The 21,085-nt window shown below is 45.8% G+C and carries 25 protein-coding genes and 1 riboswitch; of the genes, 8 read left to right on the plus strand and 17 right to left on the minus strand.

Annotation, left to right across the window (positions count from 1 at the left end):
* The first annotated feature begins 1 nt into the window (after window position 1).
* Window positions 2-1,516 carry a copper amine oxidase N-terminal domain-containing protein gene (locus HQN88_RS33630; protein ID WP_173120483.1) on the plus strand — a complete coding sequence of 505 codons (1,515 nt, stop codon included), beginning with the start codon at window positions 2-4 and terminating at the stop codon, window positions 1,514-1,516.
* Between the two features lie 110 nt (window positions 1,517-1,626).
* Window positions 1,627-1,980 (plus strand): hypothetical protein, encoded by a 354-nt coding sequence (locus tag HQN88_RS33635; protein WP_173120485.1) that lies wholly within the window; start codon window positions 1,627-1,629, stop codon window positions 1,978-1,980.
* 54 nt (window positions 1,981-2,034) lie between these two features.
* On the opposite strand, the gene HQN88_RS33640 is transcribed toward HQN88_RS33635, so the two are convergent.
* On the minus strand, window positions 2,035-3,399 hold the full coding sequence (locus tag HQN88_RS33640) for an 8-oxoguanine deaminase (RefSeq protein ID WP_173120487.1): 1,365 nt from the start codon (window positions 3,397-3,399) through the stop codon (window positions 2,035-2,037).
* Window positions 3,400-3,460: 61 nt separating this feature from the next.
* Window positions 3,461-3,557, minus strand: a riboswitch (purine riboswitch).
* A gap of 225 nt (window positions 3,558-3,782) precedes the next feature.
* On the opposite strand from HQN88_RS33640, the gene HQN88_RS33645 reads away from it, so the two are divergent.
* Both HQN88_RS33645 and HQN88_RS33650 read left to right on the plus strand, forming a co-directional pair.
* Window positions 3,783-3,983, plus strand: a complete 201-nt coding sequence (locus HQN88_RS33645) for a cold-shock protein (RefSeq protein ID WP_028555458.1) — start codon at window positions 3,783-3,785, stop codon at window positions 3,981-3,983.
* Between the two features lie 65 nt (window positions 3,984-4,048).
* Complete coding sequence (locus HQN88_RS33650) at window positions 4,049-4,249, plus strand: cold-shock protein (protein WP_081787428.1); 201 nt, start codon at window positions 4,049-4,051, stop codon at window positions 4,247-4,249.
* Window positions 4,250-4,324: 75 nt separating this feature from the next.
* Here the strand turns inward: HQN88_RS33650 and HQN88_RS33655 are convergent, their stop codons facing one another.
* The 8 genes from HQN88_RS33655 to HQN88_RS33690 all read right to left on the minus strand — a co-directional run bounded on the left by HQN88_RS33655 (window position 4,325) and on the right by HQN88_RS33690 (window position 11,483).
* Window positions 4,325-4,717 carry a YflT domain-containing protein gene (locus HQN88_RS33655; protein ID WP_173120489.1) on the minus strand — a complete coding sequence of 131 codons (393 nt, stop codon included), beginning with the start codon at window positions 4,715-4,717 and terminating at the stop codon, window positions 4,325-4,327.
* A gap of 80 nt (window positions 4,718-4,797) precedes the next feature.
* The gene (locus tag HQN88_RS33660) at window positions 4,798-4,962 is read right to left on the minus strand and encodes a DUF1328 domain-containing protein (RefSeq protein ID WP_173120490.1); all 165 of its coding nucleotides are present in this window, start codon (window positions 4,960-4,962) and stop codon (window positions 4,798-4,800) included.
* Window positions 4,963-5,687: 725 nt separating this feature from the next.
* Window positions 5,688-6,554, minus strand: coding sequence for a CheR family methyltransferase (locus tag HQN88_RS33665; RefSeq protein ID WP_246320608.1), 867 nt, complete (start codon window positions 6,552-6,554; stop codon window positions 5,688-5,690).
* Window positions 6,551-9,328 carry a CHASE3 domain-containing protein gene (locus tag HQN88_RS33670; RefSeq protein ID WP_173120494.1) on the minus strand — a complete coding sequence of 926 codons (2,778 nt, stop codon included), beginning with the start codon at window positions 9,326-9,328 and terminating at the stop codon, window positions 6,551-6,553. Before HQN88_RS33670 ends, HQN88_RS33665 begins: the two co-directional genes overlap by 4 nt.
* A 97-nt stretch (window positions 9,329-9,425) precedes the next feature.
* On the minus strand, window positions 9,426-10,199 hold the full coding sequence (locus HQN88_RS33675; RefSeq protein WP_173120496.1) for a sigma-70 family RNA polymerase sigma factor: 774 nt from the start codon (window positions 10,197-10,199) through the stop codon (window positions 9,426-9,428).
* Window positions 10,196-10,642, minus strand: coding sequence for an anti-sigma B factor RsbW (gene rsbW / locus HQN88_RS33680; protein WP_173120498.1), 447 nt, complete (start codon window positions 10,640-10,642; stop codon window positions 10,196-10,198). The genes HQN88_RS33675 and rsbW (HQN88_RS33680) overlap by 4 nt, the downstream gene beginning before the upstream one ends.
* Window positions 10,639-11,010 (minus strand): STAS domain-containing protein, encoded by a 372-nt coding sequence (locus HQN88_RS33685; RefSeq protein ID WP_274318796.1) that lies wholly within the window; start codon window positions 11,008-11,010, stop codon window positions 10,639-10,641. The genes rsbW (HQN88_RS33680) and HQN88_RS33685 overlap by 4 nt, the downstream gene beginning before the upstream one ends.
* A 14-nt stretch (window positions 11,011-11,024) precedes the next feature.
* Entirely contained in the window at window positions 11,025-11,483 is a 459-nt protein-coding gene (locus HQN88_RS33690; protein ID WP_173120500.1) for a DUF948 domain-containing protein, read from the minus strand.
* Window positions 11,484-11,652: 169 nt separating this feature from the next.
* On the opposite strand from HQN88_RS33690, the gene HQN88_RS33695 reads away from it, so the two are divergent.
* Window positions 11,653-12,117: a Dps family protein gene (locus HQN88_RS33695; RefSeq protein WP_246320609.1), complete on the plus strand. Its 465-nt coding sequence runs from the start codon at window positions 11,653-11,655 to the stop codon at window positions 12,115-12,117.
* A gap of 29 nt (window positions 12,118-12,146) precedes the next feature.
* Here the strand turns inward: HQN88_RS33695 and rsbW (HQN88_RS33700) are convergent, their stop codons facing one another.
* From rsbW (HQN88_RS33700) to HQN88_RS33710, 3 genes are all read right to left on the minus strand, one after another.
* Window positions 12,147-12,590 (minus strand): anti-sigma B factor RsbW, encoded by a 444-nt coding sequence (gene rsbW, locus HQN88_RS33700; RefSeq protein WP_173120504.1) that lies wholly within the window; start codon window positions 12,588-12,590, stop codon window positions 12,147-12,149.
* On the minus strand, window positions 12,587-12,919 hold the full coding sequence (locus HQN88_RS33705) for an STAS domain-containing protein (RefSeq protein WP_173120506.1): 333 nt from the start codon (window positions 12,917-12,919) through the stop codon (window positions 12,587-12,589). The genes rsbW (HQN88_RS33700) and HQN88_RS33705 overlap by 4 nt, the downstream gene beginning before the upstream one ends.
* 78 nt (window positions 12,920-12,997) lie before the next feature.
* Window positions 12,998-14,134 (minus strand): PP2C family protein-serine/threonine phosphatase, encoded by a 1,137-nt coding sequence (locus HQN88_RS33710; protein ID WP_173120508.1) that lies wholly within the window; start codon window positions 14,132-14,134, stop codon window positions 12,998-13,000.
* Window positions 14,135-14,394: 260 nt separating this feature from the next.
* Between HQN88_RS33710 and HQN88_RS33715 the strand changes: the two genes are divergently transcribed.
* Entirely contained in the window at window positions 14,395-14,718 is a 324-nt protein-coding gene (locus HQN88_RS33715) for a YtxH domain-containing protein (RefSeq protein WP_173120510.1), read from the plus strand.
* A 45-nt stretch (window positions 14,719-14,763) separates the two neighbouring features.
* On the plus strand, window positions 14,764-15,177 hold the full coding sequence (locus HQN88_RS33720) for a hypothetical protein (protein ID WP_173120512.1): 414 nt from the start codon (window positions 14,764-14,766) through the stop codon (window positions 15,175-15,177).
* A 145-nt stretch (window positions 15,178-15,322) separates the two neighbouring features.
* Here the strand turns inward: HQN88_RS33720 and fumC are convergent, their stop codons facing one another.
* Window positions 15,323-16,711: a class II fumarate hydratase gene (gene fumC / locus HQN88_RS33725; RefSeq protein WP_173120514.1), complete on the minus strand. Its 1,389-nt coding sequence runs from the start codon at window positions 16,709-16,711 to the stop codon at window positions 15,323-15,325.
* Between the two features lie 522 nt (window positions 16,712-17,233).
* Between fumC and HQN88_RS33730 the strand changes: the two genes are divergently transcribed.
* Window positions 17,234-17,626 carry an acyl-CoA thioesterase gene (locus HQN88_RS33730; RefSeq protein ID WP_173120516.1) on the plus strand — a complete coding sequence of 131 codons (393 nt, stop codon included), beginning with the start codon at window positions 17,234-17,236 and terminating at the stop codon, window positions 17,624-17,626.
* Here the strand turns inward: HQN88_RS33730 and HQN88_RS33735 are convergent.
* The 4 genes from HQN88_RS33735 to HQN88_RS33750 all read right to left on the minus strand — a co-directional run bounded on the left by HQN88_RS33735 (window position 17,623) and on the right by HQN88_RS33750 (window position 21,081).
* Window positions 17,623-18,459, minus strand: a complete 837-nt coding sequence (locus HQN88_RS33735) for a DUF2935 domain-containing protein (protein ID WP_173120518.1) — start codon at window positions 18,457-18,459, stop codon at window positions 17,623-17,625. The two genes, HQN88_RS33730 and HQN88_RS33735, sit on opposite strands and share 4 nt — an antisense overlap.
* Before the next feature lie 72 nt (window positions 18,460-18,531).
* Entirely contained in the window at window positions 18,532-19,647 is a 1,116-nt protein-coding gene (locus HQN88_RS33740) for a GerAB/ArcD/ProY family transporter (RefSeq protein WP_173120520.1), read from the minus strand.
* A gap of 20 nt (window positions 19,648-19,667) precedes the next feature.
* Window positions 19,668-19,889, minus strand: a complete 222-nt coding sequence (locus HQN88_RS33745; RefSeq protein ID WP_173120521.1) for a hypothetical protein — start codon at window positions 19,887-19,889, stop codon at window positions 19,668-19,670.
* Window positions 19,890-19,911: 22 nt separating this feature from the next.
* On the minus strand, window positions 19,912-21,081 hold the full coding sequence (locus HQN88_RS33750) for a Ger(x)C family spore germination protein (protein ID WP_173120523.1): 1,170 nt from the start codon (window positions 21,079-21,081) through the stop codon (window positions 19,912-19,914).
* Between the last annotated feature and the right edge of the window lie 4 nt (window positions 21,082-21,085).

Here is a 21,085-nt window from a genome sequence, read left to right on the forward strand (position 1 = left end):
CATGCACACAAAAAAATGGACTTGGTTAATTTCGGCAGCGCTGGTAATCATGATGTTGACACTAACAGGTTGTCAATCGATACAAGGTTTGGAACTGGCGAAAGCCGTTCAGAATGATGCGAGTGTGAAGTCTTCCGAGTCAAAAGGTACTTTGCAGCTTGAGCTTGTCCCAGGCGATACATCAAAGTTATCCGCAGCGGAAAAAGCAGCACTAGCAGCCTTGCAAGATGTGAAGGTTGAGCTCGCAGTTAAAACGCAGGATAGCCAACGTCTATCTGCGGAAGGCAAAATTATTTACAGTAAAGGTACCATTCCTTTCAATATTGCTATGGAGGGTACGAAGATCAACCTTAGCATTGAAGGTGCGAAACAGCCAATTGTTATTGATCTTTTAGGCGGGGCTGATATTTCTTTCTTAAGTTTCTTGCCTAAGTCCATCCAAGAACAATTCGGCAATAAATTACTTGAGATTAAATCAGGACTCATCGAACTTATTTTAGCGAATACCACGGACCCTGCTTCTCTAGCGATTACTTCGGTAACGGATCAAGTGAATAATGAATCGCTTTCGTTACGCAAAGCACATGTAGAGCTTAGCGGCACGGAATTAGCTTCCCTTCTGCAAAAGCTGCTTGCTAACGTTCTTGCCGACGAAGCTGGCCTCAAAAAAGTGCTTAGCCAGTTGTACGATGCGCTTGCTCCTGTCATCCAAGAACAAATTGCAGGTGGAGATAAGAGTATTACATTAAGTCTTCTAACGAATAAAGATCTGACGCTTGGCTTTGTCTACTCCCCGATCCACGATTACCTGGCGGGATTGACGGATTCCATTGATCCGACGAAAGATATGTTTAGTAGCAAGGCATCGCTTCAAGCAGATGTTTACATCGATAATGACAAGCAAATTCGTAAGCAGAACATCGCGATCAATATGCCAATTACAAAATCCAACAATGGCGCTTCCGCGATTAAGATTTCTTATGTGAGTGAAACTTGGAATTTGAATAAACCGGTTACAGCTAGCAAAGTTAATACGACGGGCGCACTTCAGCTTAAACCAGATGCTACGGCAATCTTCAAAGTGCTTGCTGCACTGGATAAGCAATCTACGCTTTATAAGATGCTTAAAAATGATTTCCAAGTGACGAAAAAAGATATTAATATGGTTACTGACGGGTCTGGTGCCAAGGACGACGCACCTCAACCATTTATTAATGCGAATGGCACGACGATGGTACCGGTTCGCTTTGTTTCCGAGCAGCTAGGTGCTGAGGTTGGCTGGAATGGTGAGCTGAAACAAGTTACTATTACTGATTTCATTAATGGCAAGACGCTCCTCTTGACGTTGAATAGCACCAACGCAAGTGTAAACGGGGCAGCCGTTGCTGAACTGGAAAGTGCAGCAACACTGTCTGATAGCTCAACGTTTGTTCCTATTCGCTTCATTGCTGAGCAACTTGGCTGTGTAGTTTCGTTCAACAATGAGACGCGTGTTGTCACGATCCACCGCGACTAAGTAATTTCCACATAGGCGATCACCCTTTTCGTATAGCTGAATAGTCTAGTAATGAACCTAGGCAGAAAGCCTGCTGCAGAGCGCAGTTGTACGAAAAGGAGTGAACGTTTATGTATATGAACCCTATGCATCCGCAAGGGCCGCAAGGTCATCACGGACACCAAGGACCTCATGTGTTGTACCAATCTGAGCCCAACTGGCAGCACATGATGAAGCACAAAAGAGACGCCGTCATGCATGCACTGCATCCACACATGGGCCGTAAGATTCGTGTCACGACAATTGATGGGCATACACACGAAGGTGTTCTCATTAATGCAGATGGTCATCACGTGTATCTGAATACGGATCCTCATCATGGTCACCAGCAAGGTCATCACAGACCGATCTACACGCCAGCACAATATAATCAAATTATTACACTTGTGCTTTTTGAACTTTTGGTTATTCTCCTGCTTGCCTAAACAGAAAGCTCGCTCCTTCATGCCACACGGCTAAGGGGCGAGCTTTTCTCTATTTTATTGTTGAATAAAACGCTGGTACGAAGCTTGGCATTCTGTGTAGAGCCTCTCCTCATCAGCTCCCATCAACACACCATTCGCCACGACGACTCTGCCATTTACGATGGTATAATCCACGGCACGCTTAAGACCTACTGTCCCCAACCAGGACTTGGCGTCCGTATGCGTTCCGACAGCGTCTATCTGATCGACGCGCACCATGAACAGGTCTGCTGATTTGCCTACCTCCAGCGCCCCAATGTCGGTTCTACCCAAAATCTCAGCTCCGCCCCTCGTCGCTACTTTCAGTAGATCATAACCTGTTGGCGCCAATGCGCTAGATTGAAGCCTGTGCAGCAGGTAAGCAACGCGAAGCTCCTCCAGCAGATTCGAGCCATCATTAGAAGCGCTGCCATCGACAGCCAAACCAACTGGAATGCCCATCTCCAGCATCTCAGGCACTCTGGCAATACCAGAGGATAGCTTCATATTAGAAATGGGGCAATGGGCGATACCCGTCTTCGTTTGCGCGAGCAGCTTCATTTCATCATCGTTGAAATGAATGCCGTGCGCATACCACACATCGGAGCCTAACCAGCCTAAGCTTTCCATATAGGCGAGCGGCCGCATGCCGAATCTTTCGAGCGTATAGGCTTCCTCATTCTTCGTCTCGGCGAGATGTGTATGGAGGCGCACGCCTTTTGCTCTAGCGAGCTTAGCGGATTCCAGCAGGATATCTGCGGTTACACTGAATGGCGAGCAAGGCGCTAGCACGATCTGGCGCATCGAGCCTGCCCTGGCATCGTGATAGAGGTCAATCAGCCGCTCGCTGTCCGCCAGGATCGTACGGCTGTCCTGCACGACGCTCATCGGCGGCAATCCGCCGTGATCCTTACCCAGTGTCATCGATCCTCGTGAAGCCACGAAACGGATGCCTAATCGATCAGCGGCTTCGAACTGTTTATCGATGAAATGAGCACTATTCTGCTCAGGAAAAACATAATGATGGTCAAATACGGTCGTACAACCATTCTTCATAAGGTCAGCGATTCCTGTAAGTGAGCTATGATAAACAGCGTCCGGTGTAAGTCCTTTCCAGATCTCATACAAGTAGCGAAGCCAGTCGAAGAGCTCTAGCTTCTGCACTTGCGGCAGATTACGCGTAAACGTTTGATACAAGTGATTATGGACATTAATGAGACCTGGATACACAAACATGTTGGATGCATCAATAATTTGCGTGGAGTCATCCTTCGGCGTTAGCCCTTTCCCCAACGCTACAATCTGATTGTCCTCGATCAGCAGATCCGCATTCTCCAACATACGGTCCTCTGCATCCACCGTTACAATCGCCTTCGCATTTTGAATTAATATGGAACCCATTCCCTTCAGCCTCCTAAAAATGAAATAAAGGAACCAAAAAAATCCTAACAACAAACACAATATACGAATATACTGTGTTCGTAGTTAGGATTTAGGTTCCCAGTAGAGCCCCCGAACCGAATTATCGAGGTTATACGAACTATGAAATTGTTGAAAATCCTTTGTTAAATTTAGGAATAGTATAGAGCAGTTAAGATAGAAACGTCAAGGTGCGCCGCGGTCTGAAAATAACTTTGATGTTTTTTCAGAAAAGTGGAATAAGCTTCCTGAATAATGGATATATTATCAAAGCTGCGTTATTAAATTACAAGCTCTTCGGAACGAGTTGATTCCGCCGGGGAGAACCGCGCAGGCACAAATTATTGTTGGAGGTTTATGAACACATGGAAACAGGTACGGTAAAATGGTTTAACGCAGAAAAAGGATTTGGGTTTATCGAAATGGAAGGCGGCAATGACGTATTCGTTCATTTCAGCGCCATTACAGGAGAAGGTTTTAAAAGCTTGGATGAAGGCCAACGTGTGCAATTCGAAGTTGTTCAAGGTAACCGCGGACCGCAAGCTGAAAATGTAGTCAAGCTGTAGTCCTTCATCACATAGTGCTTTAACTGCTTGCGCGTCAGAGTCAATTATGACAAGGAGGAGTTCGATTGTACTTTTCAAAAAAATCACTGGAACCAGTACCGGAGGAACAAACCAGCATCTGGACCTGCAGCACTGATCAGTGCTCTTGCTGGATGAGAGATAACTTTTCATTCGCGGATAGTCCCGCATGCCCGATTTGCAATTCATCCATGGTCAAGGATTTAAAGATGCTCCCCACCTTATCGAACACAAGCAGCAGGCGATGAATCCGACACAAAAGCCCCTGTCTCCCATGGAGACAAGGGCTTTTTCTTGGTATAGGACGATTACATAGCGTCCACTTATATGATAGTTCGCTGAAATGCTTCACCTTGGTACATCATTAAGGTATCTTCGTCACTCATATGAGGCGTAGCCAATACGAGGATTTTTCCCCACTCCAGCTCCGTTATGAGTCTGTCCGTCTCTGCTTCTGGCACGCCGAGCGCCAGGATCTTCGCTCTCAGCTCCTCGCCACGTGATCGGAACAGATTGGCGATCGACGTGAACAATCCTTCTTCAGCCATCGAAATCTGCTCTGCACCCGCATACTCCGCGACGTAATTTGTACCTTCAGCACTGTGTGTCAGAACATAAATATGATCTTTTTTAAAGCCTTCGTTATGCAGCTGTTGTACCTTATTCTGCGTATCCTCAAGACTTGATGTCACACTTACTCTGGTATACGTACTCATGGTAATTCCTCCTCGTCAATGGGTTTTATTGGGTGTATCTGTGTTACTTCGAGTTAGCTGCTTAAGCTAGATCATGCTTGTTAGAAGCTTCGACGTCTGCCGAAAATCAGTGATACTACGAACATAATAAGGAAGACGAAGAACAAAATTTTGGCGATACCTACTGCTGTTGACACAATCCCAAAGAATCCAAAAACACCTGCAACTAACGCGATTACGAGAAACGTCATAGCCCATCCTAACATACCCAACACCTCTCTCTTCCTTTTCGATAGTGTTCATCTTGCTATGCTTTCTATTACCCACACTACCTAGGCTTGAAACAAGCTATTAAACGAAGTTGGTCAAAAAATAACTAAGCGGCCACTTTCTAAGGGCGTTTGCGTTAATCCAGACGTATGACATTTAGTCTTTAGAGCTAAGCGAAGCTTACTCCTCTTTCAGTAAGGCCTGATGTGTGAAATGCTGGTTGTGAGTAGAGCCGAGGGATGCGTGAGGAAGTAAAGGTAGATGATGTAGGAGTAGAGGTAGGTAGAGGTAGAGGTAAAAGTTTGAAGTGCTGCGTCAAAAAGGCGAGTAGGTCGGATGCAAGTTTCGTACAATCCCCCCGTGTTCCAAGTAAATAGATGGGTTTTATACAGTTAAATTTGTGGTTTTTTTGATTTTACGCAGAGTAGATGGAAAATCTGCAGTTAATTTCAACCTTTTTTACCTAACCTGAACAATACAGGCAGTTATAACTACATATTATCCAGTTAGATTGATTTTTGGAGAAAATTTCGTAAAAACAGCTGCATTTTTTCCAGTTAATTGGATTTATGAAGAGCAATCTCCTAGATCCCGTATGTACGCGTCGCGCATCCACACCCCCGTACGTCCATACCGAGTAGGCCGCTAATCCTCGAAGAATTTCAAAAGAGAAAAGATGCCCCGCCACATATGGCTTTGGGACACCTCTTCAATAACGTTGCTACGATTTCTTACGGTATATACGCTCATGTGGCATAAAATCATCATAATGCACACCTTCAGGCACATGAAGAATATACTCTTTCTTCCCGAGACCCAAGAAACCTTGCTGAGTTAAGCTGCTGTAAAATAAATTATGCACCTGCTGCTGCAGCTTTGGATCGAAGTAGATCATCACATTCCGGCAAAGGATAACGTGGAACTCGTTAAAAGAGCCATCTGTCACCAGATTGTGCTGGGCAAACATCATGCACTCTTTCAGCTGCGGTTTAAAATAGGCATACTGATGATCCGTCGAGTAATACTCCGAGAACGCTTTGGTGCCGCCAGATTCCAAATAATTCTTGGTATACAGCTGCATCTGTTTCAGCGGGAACGCACCTCTTTGAGCCGACTCTATGGCCTGCTCATTCATGTCAGTGGCATAGATTCGAGTCTTCTCTGCCAAGCCCTCTTCTTGCATGAGTATGGCCATGGCATAGGCTTCTTCACCTGTAGCGCAACCTGCGTGCCAGATACGAATCTCTGGATAGTCCCGCAGCGCTGGCACAACTTGAGTGCGGAAGGCACTGAAGAAGCTGGGATCTCGGAACATTTCCGTCACACGAATCGACATGTCACCCAGTAGTTTGTCTACGAATAGCGGCTCATGCAGCACTTTTTCCAGCAGCGCTGTAAGCGTTGGTAACTTTTCCATTTTCATTCGATTTAGAATCCGTCTGCGTAAAGAGGAGCGCACATAATGTCGGAAATCAAATCCATACATTTGATATATGCCCTCCAGGAGCAAATTAATCTCAATGTTTTCCCTCTCATCAATTGGAGGCTCTTCAGGCTCATTCCATCCATCTTGAGGTTCACGTATCAATGCTTCTTCACCTGCTTCGTAAGCCATACCCGCATCAGCGAGAAGAGTTGTTCCATCTGCAGTGGCTTCGTAATATAGTCCGATGCTCCCGCTTCAAGACATTTCTCTTTCTCACTCTTCATAGCTTTCGCTGTCAAGGCAATGATAGGTAGGTGGCGTAACTCCAAACCTCCCCGTATCTCCTTCATGGCATCATAACCGTCCATAACTGGCATCATGATATCCATTAATACCAAATCGTAATTTGAATCCACGGTTAATAGATCAATCGCTTCTCTGCCATTCTCAGCCACAACAACCGTTACACCTTTTATTTCTAAAGCACTAACGAGTGCGAATACGTTACGGGCGTCATCATCGACAAGCAAAACTCTTTTCCCCTCGAAAAGCTGTGCATCCGCATGAATTGACCCATCTAGGGACAGCTCAGCATCGCTAAAGAAACTCTTCGGATAGGAAGCATCCCCTTTATACGGAATCACTTGCTCACTAGAAGCCGCGATCTGACCTTGTGCTGAGGTATCGTCAGGATGGACAAGTTCTGGTCTATTTGGGATATATAAGGTAAACGTACTACCTACTTGCAGCTCACTCTTCACAACAATCGTTCCCCCAAGCAATCGGGTAAACTCGCGGCAGATCGATAGACCAAGCCCCGTTCCGCCATACTGACGATTGGTTGTACCATCCACTTGTTGAAAGGCCTCAAAAATAATGTGCTGCTTATCAATCGGAATTCCAATACCTGTATCCTTAATCGAAATAGCAAGAATCGTGTCCTCTGGACCTCGATGGAGAAGTTCTTTAATACGCGATGAATCAGCGAGAGCTATTCTCATAGTAACAGAGCCTGTTTCGGTAAATTTAAATGCATTTGACAACAGGTTCTTCAGAATTTGCTGCAGGCGTTGACCATCTGTCACAATGACGGACGGCACATCCGAGTCTAGGATAATATGGAAATCCAGCTCTTTCTTGGCAGCCACTGGTAAGAACATAAGCTCCATGGACTGTGGAATCTCCGTCACATTAACTTCGTCCTGCATAATCTCAATTTTCCCAGCTTCGACCTTGGATAAATCCAGAATATCGTCGATCAATGACAGCAAATCATGACCCGCCGCATTCACCACGCGCGAATACTCCACGACCTCGGACATCTGCATGTCTCCACTGCTCTCCACTAGCATTTGCGAAAGAATCATGATGCTATTCAGAGGTGTACGCAATTCATGAGACATATTAGCCAAGAAGTCGGTTTTGTATTGAGAACTTGTCTTCAACTGCAATGAATACTCTTCAAGCTCGTCTTTGGCTTTCTCAAGCTCCGTAGCTTTCTGCTCAGCAAATTGATTCTGCTCCTCCAAAAACTCATTCGTCATCCGCAGCTGCTCCTGTTGCATCTGCAGCTCTTCCGACTGCGTCTGAAGCTCCTCGGATTGAGCTTGCAGCTCCTCCGTCAGCATTTGCGACTCGGAGAGGAGACGCTCCACTTCCATCCGGCTGCGCACACTTGTAATCGCAGTACCGAACTTCTCTTGCAGAGAATCAACCAAAGTTAGATGCTTGGACTGAAATTGATGAAGGGAAGCCAACTCAATAACGGCCTCGGTTCTTCCATCTACCAGAATCGGTGCTAGTAGTAGGCTGCGAGGTGTGGAGATTCCTAACCCAGACGTTATTTTCACATGATTATCAGGAAGGTTATCCATCAGGAAAATTCGTTTATCGACTGCACACTGTCCGACTAAGCCTTCGCCTATCCGAAACTGGGAAGCAGCTTGAACCTGTCCAGAAACAGCGTATCCTGCAATTTTTACATACAAAGGTTCCCCTTCTTCGTTCTGCCTCAAATAAATAACACCATAGCTGGCATCCAACAAAGGTGCCAGCTTATGGATAAAGGCTTCACTCAGAGAAGTTATTTCACGTATACCTTGATACAGGGTTGCAACTTCTGTAATACTCGACTGAATCCAGCTCTGTTTCTCTAAACTCGCCAGCAACTCATTCGTTGCCTCAGCCAACAAACGGATTTCGTCATTCGTCTTCACTTCAATCCGAGAGGCTAAATTCCCTTCCAATGCGGTAATATCGCGAATCTTCTGGGTAACTTGTTTAATCGTGTTTGTTATCGAATTCGATAGTAGGAATGCCACAACAACAGCAATAATAGAAATAAGACCCAAAATAGTAAAAAGAACAACTTTAAGATTATAGTTGCTTTTGGCGATCTGTTCGACTCGTACGGCCGTTAAATTCTTCTCCGTTACGAGAAAAGAATCAAATTGCGTACGCAACTGATCCATCACCTTTTTGCCTGCATTCTGTTTAAAATAATCATTCAGTGCTGCCGTATTGTTATCCCTTTTCATACGAATAACGGTGTCACCGCTCGTTTTCAGCCAGAGCTGAATCGTCTCTTCAATGGCCTCCATACTTTGCACTTGCGAGGGATTATCACTGACAAGTTGACGAATTTTATTATAAGCTTCCTGCCAGGTGCGATTCCCCTCATTATAGGGCTCCAGATACTGCTCATCACCCGTGATGACAAAGCCGCGCATGCCTGTCTCCAGATCGAGCATTCTCTTCTGCAACTCGTTGAGCTGATCGTGTACTTCCATATCATGCGTAGAGATGAAACTAACTTCTTTCTGCAGATCCGTCACGCGACTACTTACGACTAATAGTGATAGACCAAGACAGACAATAATTAAGATATAGCCCAGCATAATCTTGGGTTTAATCTTAAGTAGATAGGAATTAAACATAAGAAAGTGCCTCCTGGTACAGTTGGTAGCAAATGTAAGATAACATTATACTAAACTACTATACCACATTTTCAGCCCCTAGCAGGTAAATAACCTTCTATACGTTCGATGTTAAGGCTGTTTTCAATTTCGTCATCGCCCTCTTCTGAATACGGGATACACTCATCTGAGAGATGCCTAGCTGATCGGCAATTTGGCGTTGGGACTGCCCTTCTTGGTAAATCATCCCAATAACGGTACGTTCCTCATCCTTCAAGCAATCCATAGCTTCAGCAAGATCCATACGCCGCTCTATAGCTTGATAGTCATCGGTGGTACCTGCAATCATATCCCCAATCGTGGCCCCATCGCCCTCACTTGTGAGCGGGGTATCGAGGGAGGTGTAGTGATAATAATCGCGACCGGCTAAGATTTCCATGGTTTCTTCTGTACTCAGCTCTAGATAAGCTGCAATTTCATCCACATTCGGCGAGCGCTCCAGCTTAGCCGTCAGTTCATCCAACGCACGCCCCATCTGCGCTCCCTTTTCCTTAATGCGTCTAGGAACTTGTATGTACCATGACTTATCACGCAAATAATTTTTGAGATGCCCAATGAGGCTTTTCATCGCATAGCCTTCAAAAGGCACTTCCATCGCATGGTCATACTGCGTAAACAACCTGAGCATCGACATTTGACCGACTTGAAAGAGATCTTCATAGAGGTCAGGGCGGCTTCGCGACATTTTGCTTACCGCCATTCGTACAATCGGTTCATAGTGCAAGAGCAAGACGGTAGCTGCCTCTTGACATCCGGTTTCCTTATAAATCTTCTTCTTCTCATAGATATCATATAAAGGGTCGGAGGAAGAGACAGTTCCCTTCACATTCATACAATCTCCTCTTTTCTATACACCTGCTTGGTCAGAATGACTTTAGTCCCTTGGCCACCACGCGCTAACACCTGCACATCATCCATTAATGCTTGCATCAAAAAGAGACCGAGTCCCCCAACATTCGCTTCTTGAATCGATTTATGGTGCAGCGTTACTTCTTCAGGGTCCGTTTGAACATAATGAAAGCTATCGCCTTCATCCTTCACCGTTATTTTCATATAGCCATCACTAGGCTCAAATTGAATTTCTACGATGCCTGGATTCCCCTCAGCATAAGCATGAAGAATGGCGTTGTTACAGGCTTCAGCGACAGCGACTTTCATATCTTCAATATCTTCAAAGGAGAAGCCTGCTTTGGTTGCAACGCCGTATAAAGTGAGTCGAACAATATCCAAATAATCCGCTTGTGCAGGTATGGTCAGACCGATGTATGGGCTCATATGATTTCTTCTTTCCTTTCAGTTATACGTTGATTTTCTCTTAAGCTGCCATTGTTATGCAAATAACTGGAAACGCCTGTAATATCGAATAAGCGCCTAACCTTAGCTGGGATATGGTCGATTTGGAACGATGCGTGCATCGCAGCCCTTACTTTAATTGCGGAAACGATAAGCCCAATTCCTGTGCTGTCTATATATTTTAGTTCTTTCAAATCTAGGATAAGCGTTTCTTCCTCTTTTCTAACTACGGAATCCAGTACGTTAGCTAGTGAAGACGCCGCTGAGAGATCAAGCTCTCCGCTTAAATAGATCCTATTTTCTTTCCCATCGGACTGTTTATAAAACATAAATTTACGTATAGCGTTCACGTGATGACCCCTCTCTATTTCATCGAACCGGCTTGCGGTGATGACTTCTTCACTTTAATTTTATCCCAAATCTCGAGCGTCATAGTCGCTCCTTGCAGAATAGCTTTCAACTTCCCATTAAGCGGGGATGTTTTTGCAGATGTTTCTGTTGGCTTGACAGAAGCGATCAGACTTGAAGCTGATTGTTTAACGGAAGAAGATAGCTCATGAAGTACCTGACCAACATCCTGCACGGTTCCAAATAGATGATTAAGCGTGGAAAGTTTCATTCGCATATCGATTGCAACCTCATTCGTATTAAGAATGACATCCTTCACATCAGAACTGATCTCCGTCACTTCATTTTTCATCTGACCCATTGTTGAGGTTATCTCATCAAGGGAATGCTTCAAGGATTTTAAGGTTTGAATCAAATAAAAAACCAGAAACACAAACGCAATTGCTACCACACATACACTTATTTGAAGCAACATGGGAATCCCTCCTATTGTGCCTTGTTATTACGTAGTTACCCAAGATAGAAAAAGTTGAAACACACGAGACACAAAATATATTCATCGAAACTTAACTGTTTCACTTAGCTCTCATAAGGTTACTTATATCTTGTAGACACAAATAAATTAATTAAGTGGAGGAATGATCATGGTTAATACAACGATAACGAAGGCTAGCCCGCTAACAGACCTGCTTGATAAACAAGTCTCTAACTTCTCAGTACTCTATATGAAGCTGCATAATTATCATTGGTATGTGAAAGGTGAAAATTTCTTCACCCTACATATTAAATTTGAAGAATTGTACACAGAAGCCACACTCCATTTGGATACAATCGCAGAGAGAATGCTTTCCCTGCGTGCAGTTCCGACTGCCACTTTAAAAGAGCATTTGCAAATGGCTTCCATTAAAGAAGCTAAGAAGACTGAAAATAATGCGGACCTCATGGTGAAACAGCTCGTTGATGATTTCACATTGTTATGCTCCGAGTTGACCGAAGGGATTGAGCTGGCTGAAGACCAAAAAGATCAGCCTACCGCGGATATGCTGATTACGATCCGTTCCTCCTTGGAGAAACACAGCTGGATGCTGGCCGCCTATCTCGGCAAATAGAATAGGAAAGAAAAACCACGGTTTGGCGGTTATTCCGTCATTCCGTGGTTTTTGCTGTGCACATATTTAACTAAAGTAACCTCAGTGCCACACGTCGTATCGACCAGAACTTCATCCATTAACGCTTCCATCAGATAAATGCCCAGACCACCGGTGGTAAGTTCACTCGGCATCGTCCCCGTGAAAGGACCCGTTTGCCGACTTTCGCTAGACACCTCGTAGCCAGTACCGCTATCCTTCACTTTCACGCGGAGGGCATCATCACTAAGTTCATAGCTAATGTCGATGTGGCCGCTGCTATCTCCAGGCTCCGCATGCAAAATGGCATTATTACAAGCTTCAGATACAGCCACCTTCATATCTTCAATGTCCTCATACGAGAAGCCCAGTTTCGTTGCTACACCATATAAGCTAAGTCTCACAATCTCCAAATGCTCTGCTGCTGCCGGAATATGTAAGCGAATGACCTTCATACGCTGCGTTCGATCCCTTCATTCAGAAATCCTGTAATCCCCGTCAAATCAAACAGTTTCCTTATTCCTGGCGGAATATCATGGACGGCGAACGGCGCTTTGATTTCATCGCGAATTTTCAAGGTAGATACCACGATGCCAATCCCCGTACTATCGATATAGTTTAAATGCTTCAAATTGAGAATTAATGCTTTATCTTCACGATGAACGACGGCCTCAAGTGCCTGGCGGAATGCTTGTGCTGCTGCCAAGTCAAGCTCCCCACGGATAATGAGCTGTATTGACTTCTCCGATTCTTCAAGATCAATTTGAAATCTTTCTGAGGACATAAGCCACACTCCCTAGTCATTATTGTCTAATCGTACCAAGACCACTACTCGTATTCAAGTTTCATTGCATTGTGCAAGCTAGGAGGCAGAGATCATGACCAAACACATATCATCCTGCGAAGGGCTGTTCTTCGTTGTCGTAGAAAGCCTTTCGACTAATCCTTCCGGGTCATGCCCATTCAAAACTTTGAGATTGCCCTTGATTTGAGCCATACCATCCTGCTCATCATCTGCAATCCATTCCGTCAATCCATCGGTATATAAAACAATCTGGGCTTGTTTCTCGTAGCTCGCGTATCCTTTGGTAATCTCAATTCCTTCAAAAAAGCCAATTGCACAGCACCCTTCCGAGAGCAGTTGCACATCGCCATCAAGCACTGCAACGCCAGCTGGATGGCCTGCATTTACATACTCAATGGTACGCTGCTCGGTATCAAGAACCAGATAGATCGCAGTAAAGTAATAATTAATAAGACTATCCGTGACATGGAGCTGATTCATTCGCCGATTAAGTTCCTGCATCACCAACTCTGGATCGCCTATCGCCGTGATGGTATCCTTCAAAGCCGAGTAGATGTACATACACACTAAGGATGAAGAAATACCATGCCCCATCATATCGAGCAAAATAATGCCATACCGATGCGGCCCGATCGGATACCACGCATACAAATCACCCGCCAGTTCTGACGAAGGCCGATACACCGCTGAAATCTCGATGTTCTCATTCTTCAGTGGATGGCTAAGCACACTAAGCTGGACCTGTTTTGCCAAATCAAGCTCATACTTAATCCGCTTATCGCGCTCTTTATGCCAATCTTTTTCATATTTCAAACGAAGTGTTGAACGAATCCGCGCCAGAAGCTCCACCTTGTTAATCGGTTTCATCACATAATCCAGCGCTCCTGCATCCAATGCCTCCGCCAACTTATTGGAATCCCCCATCGCCGTTACGAAAATGATAGGAATATCCCTTAACCGCTCATCAGCTTGTACCGTACGACATGCTTCTACCCCATCGATTTCCGGCATCATCATATCCATAAGAATGAGATCGACCGTTATTTCCACTTGATCCGGCGTGTCCATACCAAGCAAATGATACAGCTCTCTTGCCGAAGTTAGCGCAATTAGATCCGTATAACCCGCTTTTTCTAGAATTTTTTCAATAATTAATAAATTCGTCTTATTATCATCCACAATAACAATACTCATCGCACTAACCCCTTTCGGGTAAATAGGAACAGAGTCCCATATGTATAATCTATCATATATCCTATAACCGTATCGTGAACATTTCAATCAACTTAATGAAGAAACTTCGTGAAATTAGCTAAATATCCCTATTATGCAAGGCATTCAGATGGGCTAAAGGTTAATATTTGTACCTTCCCCTGTTTCAAAATATCGCTAAGCGGGTACATCCAAGTATGGACATGTAACAACTATACCCCAAACTGAAGGAGAGATGACGTATGAGTGAAGTAGTCGAGACGAACAAAGGCGGATTATGGTTAGGTCTAATGATTGGTGGTGCTGTCGGCGCGATTACCTCATTGTTAATTGCCCCTAAAGCGGGTTCGAAGCTGCGCGAAGACCTCATGAGTACCTATCGGACTTGGCAGGATAAAACGAAAGAGATCGCCACCTCCGTAAGCGAGAGCTCCAAAGCCCTTGCGGAAAGCGTTAGCCAAAAAACAGAGGATCTTGTAGATACAGCCAAAGAAACAGCCAAAGAAAGTCAGCATCGTGTCACAGACTCGATCCAGGCAGCCAAAACAACCTTTCAAAATAATTAATACCAGCTGTACACGGGGGCATCCCCACCAAAGGAGTGCTTTACGATGGACAAACATGCCTTACATCAACAATTAACTGAACTCGGACTTGAACGTATGGAATACGTCGAAAAGTCCGTGTACCGCATCGATATTTACAACGATGCCACTTCAGCGGCTTATCCGTTGACGTTAACCACCATAACTTCTGAACTTGGAAACACTACCGTGCATTTCCATGAAGCCGATTTTAATGACAACCAATTCGTTCCTCTTCAAGTTCGCCGGGCTGCGCTTGATAAATTAATCGAGCTTGAGCAGATCTGTAACGGATCGTCCGGTAAATCCCTTGAAGAGGCCAACAATGGCTCGATGGCTCAGGATATGGATGAAATGAAGAAGCTCGGGAATGAAATGAAACATATGAAAACCAATAGCGAGCTCATAGAGAACGATATGGTTCCTGATCCGATGCCGTAGTGGATTGGAGAGGTGGAGAGAACCACAATCGGAAGATAGCGAATTGGAGAGGTTCATTGGATAATAAGAGTGTACCTCATTCAAGAAGAAGAGGGTATCCCGCCACAAACATGGCTGCGGGATACCCTCTTCTCTATGTGCTGGCCTATGCCTTCGGATGTACCATATCCTCTGGCTTCACGTAGCTGTCGAATTGTTCAGCGGTTAAGTAGCCGCTGCGCACCGCAGACTCCTTCAGTGTCAACCCTTCCTTATGCGCTTGCTTGGCAATGCTGGCCGCCTTCTCATACCCGATATACGGGTTGAGTGCCGTGACCAGCATAAGCGATTGCTCCAGATTGCGCTGAATCACCGCGCGATTCGGTTCCATGCCTGCGAGGCAATGGTCATTGAACGAGCGCATGCTGTCCGCCAGCAGTCGTACAGACTGCAGGAAGCAGTGGATGATGACGGGCTTGAACACGTTCAGCTCGAAATTGCCCTGACTAGCGGCGAAGCCGATGGCCGCATCGTTGCCCATCACCTGGCACACGACCATCGTCATTGCTTCGCTTTGCGTGGGGTTGACCTTGCCCGGCATAATCGAGCTGCCGGGCTCGTTCTCTGGAATCGTGATTTCTCCGATTCCGCAGCGTGGGCCGCTAGATAGCCATCGAACATCGTTGGCTATCTTCATTAAATTCGCCGCCAGCGCCTTCAGCGCGCCGTGGGCGTAAACGATCTGATCATGGCTGGTCAGCGCATGATACTTGTTCACGGCCGAGACGAAGCGCGTGCCCGTCTCGCTAGTTAGGGCTTCGGCGACGCGGGCGCCGAATTCAGGATGCGCGTTCAGCCCCGTGCCGACGGCGGTGCCGCCGATCGCGAGCTCGCGCATCGTATCCACGGCGCTGCGCACCATGCGCGCCGTCATGTCCAGCATCGCCCACCACCCGCTGATCTCCTGACCCAGCGTCAGCGGGGTCGCGTCCTGCAGGTGGGTGCGGCCGATCTTGACGATGTCGGCGAAGGCCGACATCTTGGTGTGCAGCGTCGCCTGCAGCCCCTCTAGTGCGGGCAGCAGCTCTTGCTCTACCGCGATGACACCGGCAACGTGCATCGCGGTGGGGAACGTATCGTTCGAGCTCTGCGAACGATTCACATCATCATTGGGATGAATGCGCGAAGCGCCATCCCCGAGCAGCTCGCTGCCGCGGTGAGCGATCACCTCGTTGACGTTCATGTTCGACTGCGTCCCGCTGCCAGTCTGCCAGACAACAAGCGGGAACTCATCGTCCCAGCGGCCTTGTACGATTTCATCCGCCGCTTGCGAGATTGCCTCTGCTTTATCGGCGGGTAATCCGCCAAGATCGCGGTTGACGTGGGCAGCTGCTTTTTTCAACAGCGCAAAAGCACTAATCAACCTCACCGGCATTCGCTCTGTGCCAATTTTGAAATTTTCGAAGCTGCGCTGGGTCTGCGCCCCCCACAACTTATCCACAGGTACTCTGATTTCGCCCATGGTATCACGTTCTGTGCGATATTCTTGCGTCATATGTTCCCTCCTTGGTCTTGCCAATCTACTTCTACTTTACTTAGTACCGTACCCACTACTACCCACACTTGGGTACACATAAACACGCATCGCATAGTTTCCCCAAATGTTGGAACCTTATGAGTCGTTGCTGGTTATCCCGCTAGAAGAAAAGCTATAATAGGTATTAATGTTAGTGGGAAGAGATATTTCTATTATCCTTCTCACTGTCAAATGCAAAGTTGTATCAAGTGCAACATTACGCCTCATATTGCGCACCATTCTTTCTAATGTTGTAGTTTATACAACATTTGAGGCTGAAATCGTTCTATTTCAAGAAAAACGCTTAAACATGTTGCATAAAGTACATCATTTTTCCATTTTTCATCGATTGTCTACGATAATGTTGTATGGAATGCAACATACGAGGAAGTAAAATGATGTATCCGGGGGATACATCATACGGGCTTCGTTACTCGTCCCACGGTTTACGAAGTGCCTGCCCCTTTTAGACTACACATTCAAACAAAGGAGATTACACATATGGAAACAAAGTTAGCGATCATCGTCCGCTCCACGGAAATTGATGTGAATGGGCATGTGAATAATGCCAAATATTTAGAGTACCTCGAATGGGGACGTGAAGAATGGTATGAGGCTTGTGAGCTATCTTACGAGACTTTCAGTGATCTGGGTATTCAAACTGTGACAGTGAATATCAACATTAATTACCGCAAAGAGTGCAAACAAGGGGAGCACCTGACAGTAAGCTGTCGCCCCGAGAAGATCGGCAACACCAGTTATGTGCTGCACCAGGAGATTCGCAATGGGCAAGGTGAACTGTGCGCAGATGCGCTCGTTACGAGCGTGACGATGGACAGCCTAACGCGTAAAAGCCGGGAGGCCCCGGCAGCATTAAGAAAGTATTTCGTTTAGTCATCCAGCATCAATGAAGGCTTTGTTAACGGGCAGTGACCGAGTGATGGCGCGTCAGGTATAAATTCAGTCAGCTTCCGCATGAAATAGCAGGACTCTGGAAAATGATGTTCCAAAAATCGAAGTGTTGCTTTCGATAACAATTCGTCGTTACGGTACTGAACAACGATTCGCTGTACGAAATCATAGAAGGCTTTCACCGTTCCAAGTACTTCTTTAGCGAATTGAATCTCTGCTGGAAAGCCTGGCGGTGTGAAACGTAAATAACCTTGCATCGCACGATTTTTCGTCATATAGGCAGAGAAAAGCGAAGCAAACTTATCTGTCTCTAGCCCAAGTATGCGCTCGACAGGGTCAAGCAGACCACTGAGCAGCACAGCATGCCCTAGTTGATCCTCCAGCCAAAGATCCAACAACTGAGTCAGTGTTAGCGGTGCAGCAGGAACCCCTTGCATCCAGTAGGAGAGTTGTCGCAAATACTCTCTATTTTCATTAATGGTCCCGTTAAAATAAGATGGGGTCAGACTCAGATTAACCCGATTCCACAGCCGCAAATGCTGCATATGCCCTTCCAGCCTGCAATAGGCGTCGGCAAGGGGATACACGCTTCTCGCGAAGGCTTGCATGTTCGGGGATTCTGCTCCCTCTAACGGCGCCAACCCCTTCGCTTGTTGCAAAGCATGTTGAAATAGCGGGATGAACCTCTCGGCTTCTTTCCACCACTTGGTTTCCACTGGAGATAAATAATCCCTCAGAAAATGCGCATGATCTTCTAGTATTTCAAGCCAGAATAAATGCTCTTCTTGCAATGGTATTCGCGTTTCTAGTGTCATGCAGGTCAGCCCTCCTCCGCACGCCTTTCTTTCATTCAAAATGTATGAAAGAAATCGGAGTCATAGACCGCTTCACGGTTTGGGAGCCGGTTCATGACTAACGGATTTCCTGCTTTTTATCCAGAACACAAGGGGATAGACGAAGAACAAACCCTCGATGAAGAGGGCAAAGGTTGCCCAACTGCTATCAAAATATTTTGCCAGTTCTACGGGATTCTTAGCTAAAATAAGTGACATCAAGACAACAATAGCCGCCAGTGAGAATGTAATCGGTTTATAATTACGAAGTGACAGTGCTTGCGAGCACAGCAGCGTCCCTATCGTAAAAATAATGCTTAGCTTAATGAAATAGCCTGTGAACCAGATCGAAACAATAAGCGCATCTGTGTTGCGAAGAAAGTCGCCTAAGTGTAGGAATCCTGTGAGCTCAAGCGCAGGATATACTAACGTAGCTGCAAGCTTAGGACCGAAGAAAAACATCATCAACAGAAATTCTACAAGGAGTATGTAGGTGCCTACCAAGGATCCTATCCAAACGATTCTGCGAGTTTTTTGCTTGGTATTTAGCTCAGGAACAAGATAAGAAAACATAATTAATTCACCATACCACGGAATAATGGCATACGTTTGAGCCCACAGCGCCTTCCAATCATGAATACGAGTAAACTCGTACCACATAGGTGTATCCATAGCTGTAAGAAAAAATAATGGTTTAAACGCGAACAGTACACCTATAAATAAAAAGCACCCCTGTGTAAATCTGAACACAGTTGAAACACCGGATTGGGTCAAAGACGCAACTGCCCCCATTACCAGAACAGCAACGGCGGCCGGCGGTGTTTCCCGCAGATATGTCGGTATAAAGAAGTCGGTAAACTCACGCAGAATATATGCGGCTAAATGCAGATAAAAGAAAGAAAACAGAAATAAAATACCCTTATGAAGATATTTATTGATGATCGTGCTGCCGTATTCACCGAGATAGTTCGAAGGTTGGCGCAGAGCAAATCGAAGACTTAGGGTTGCAAGCGCCGTGCCAACGACCGAGGCAAGTATGATGCACAATCCACCATCAAAGGAGACCGCCCCTGCAAGAGGACTGATGAGAAAGGCAATCGTGGTAGAAAATACGAACACAAAGGTCATAGCCCCCAACTGCAGTCCTGTCACTGTTCCTTGTTGCTTCACCTTGCCGCCTCCCTGCATGCCTATCGTTGAACAATGAAGCTTTGAATCGGCTCAAATAGCAACCGAATCGCGTGACTGGGATTTACCCACTCCGGCCAGAAGATACTGATGGTGCCAAAAACAAACGCTACACCGGTAACCGACAGAGCAAGTCTCCTTTCTTTCGGGCTTGCAGATTGACGCCGAAGCAACGAGATTTGATAGATCAGGATACAACCAATACCCATGATTAAATACAACAAGGACGATGTTCTCCTTTCGAATTCAAAGTTTCGCCGAACGGCTTATACCTGTGCTTCGCAAGACCACATGAACATGAAATTCAGGATCTGTATGTGTAAACATCATCTCGCGAGGATTCTCCGCCCAATCTTGCCACATCCTTGGGTATTTATATTTAACTAGCTCACTCCACTGGAAAACATCAGCCTGCTGATTCTGTGCTTTCTCCTTCGCAGATTGAACTAGTTGTCGAATACGATCGCTCACAGCCCTCTCCACGATTGTGATATTCTCTGGAGCGTTTAAATTCATATTGGATTCAATGGAAATAAGATCTGCTTTTGCCTGAATAGTTACCTTGAAAGTGACCCTGTTACCGTTACGAATTGCTCGCGTTCTATGCTTCACATCAATGAGCCTGGCACTGAAAACACCCTTTTGCTCTGGAAGTTCCCCCGTAATAATCATCTCAGGAATCCGGTTCTTCATGATTAAAATACCCATCGCTTCTTCATTCGTAAATCTACCTGTAACGGCGCCATTCTTCATAATGGCAGCGCCCCCAACCCCCGACCACTTCACTGTCTTGGATTCTGTCAGTAGCTTAAGATCACGCAAAGTTAACTCTGGAATATAAGAGTCACCCAAGTTATTCCATTGGGCATATAATAGGTCTCGGATTCTAATTGGGGGCACTCGCTTGGTATGCGCGGATTCTCGCCAAATTTCAGTGGGGAAACGTTCAAACACAGATTCTAACTTCGCTAGATTCCTTGCGAGGCCATTGAAATAAAATACATAGATCGGCAACCTGAAGTCCGTTGCACGAATCAAATGATCAAACAGAGGGGTCAATCCTGCACGTGCGAAACGATCTCCGATCACGATGACTTGCATCTGTCCCCACGTAACCGATCTAGGTAACTCCGCCTGGATATGTTGGAGCGCCTCAGCGACATCCGAGCCTTTGCCCGAAATCGATACGAACGGTTTTTGATTAACACTATTCGAATTGAGTCCATTCGAAATGCGATTTGGCAGCATGAACATCGTAGAAACTTCCGTCTGCCCATCTTCATTCAAATCAACGAGCATGGTTGACACGAAGGTGCGGTCGTTAAGCTCTTGCTTGGACCAGCATCCAGTTAATCCTGTTAGGACTGCTGTGATAAGCCCCAGCATAACAATGACACGCTTTACATTTCGCAACATTGCA

The organism is Paenibacillus qinlingensis (genome assembly GCF_013204845.1).
GTDB lineage: Bacteria > Bacillota > Bacilli > Paenibacillales > NBRC-103111 > Paenibacillus_E > Paenibacillus_E qinlingensis.

Coding starts and splice junctions, on each gene's coding strand:
- HQN88_RS33630 (WP_173120483.1), top strand. CDS start 2: ATGCACACAAAAAAATGGACTTGGTTAATTTCGGCAGCGCTGGTAATC.
- HQN88_RS33635 (WP_173120485.1), top strand. CDS start 1,627: ATGTATATGAACCCTATGCATCCGCAAGGGCCGCAAGGTCATCACGGA.
- HQN88_RS33640 (WP_173120487.1), bottom strand. CDS start 3,399: ATGGGTTCCATATTAATTCAAAATGCGAAGGCGATTGTAACGGTGGAT.
- HQN88_RS33645 (WP_028555458.1), top strand. CDS start 3,783: ATGGAAACAGGTACGGTAAAATGGTTTAACGCAGAAAAAGGATTTGGG.
- HQN88_RS33655 (WP_173120489.1), bottom strand. CDS start 4,717: ATGAGTACGTATACCAGAGTAAGTGTGACATCAAGTCTTGAGGATACG.
- HQN88_RS33660 (WP_173120490.1), bottom strand. CDS start 4,962: ATGTTAGGATGGGCTATGACGTTTCTCGTAATCGCGTTAGTTGCAGGT.
- HQN88_RS33670 (WP_173120494.1), bottom strand. CDS start 9,328: ATGTTTAATTCCTATCTACTTAAGATTAAACCCAAGATTATGCTGGGC.
- HQN88_RS33675 (WP_173120496.1), bottom strand. CDS start 10,199: ATGAATGTGAAGGGAACTGTCTCTTCCTCCGACCCTTTATATGATATC.
- rsbW (WP_173120498.1), bottom strand. CDS start 10,642: ATGAGCCCATACATCGGTCTGACCATACCTGCACAAGCGGATTATTTG.
- HQN88_RS33690 (WP_173120500.1), bottom strand. CDS start 11,483: ATGTTGCTTCAAATAAGTGTATGTGTGGTAGCAATTGCGTTTGTGTTT.
- HQN88_RS33695 (WP_246320609.1), top strand. CDS start 11,653: ATGGTTAATACAACGATAACGAAGGCTAGCCCGCTAACAGACCTGCTT.
- rsbW (WP_173120504.1), bottom strand. CDS start 12,590: ATGAAGGTCATTCGCTTACATATTCCGGCAGCAGCAGAGCATTTGGAG.
- HQN88_RS33705 (WP_173120506.1), bottom strand. CDS start 12,919: ATGTCCTCAGAAAGATTTCAAATTGATCTTGAAGAATCGGAGAAGTCA.
- HQN88_RS33710 (WP_173120508.1), bottom strand. CDS start 14,134: ATGAGTATTGTTATTGTGGATGATAATAAGACGAATTTATTAATTATT.
- HQN88_RS33715 (WP_173120510.1), top strand. CDS start 14,395: ATGAGTGAAGTAGTCGAGACGAACAAAGGCGGATTATGGTTAGGTCTA.
- HQN88_RS33720 (WP_173120512.1), top strand. CDS start 14,764: ATGGACAAACATGCCTTACATCAACAATTAACTGAACTCGGACTTGAA.
- fumC (WP_173120514.1), bottom strand. CDS start 16,711: ATGACGCAAGAATATCGCACAGAACGTGATACCATGGGCGAAATCAGA.
- HQN88_RS33730 (WP_173120516.1), top strand. CDS start 17,234: ATGGAAACAAAGTTAGCGATCATCGTCCGCTCCACGGAAATTGATGTG.
- HQN88_RS33735 (WP_173120518.1), bottom strand. CDS start 18,459: ATGACACTAGAAACGCGAATACCATTGCAAGAAGAGCATTTATTCTGG.
- HQN88_RS33750 (WP_173120523.1), bottom strand. CDS start 21,081: ATGTTGCGAAATGTAAAGCGTGTCATTGTTATGCTGGGGCTTATCACA.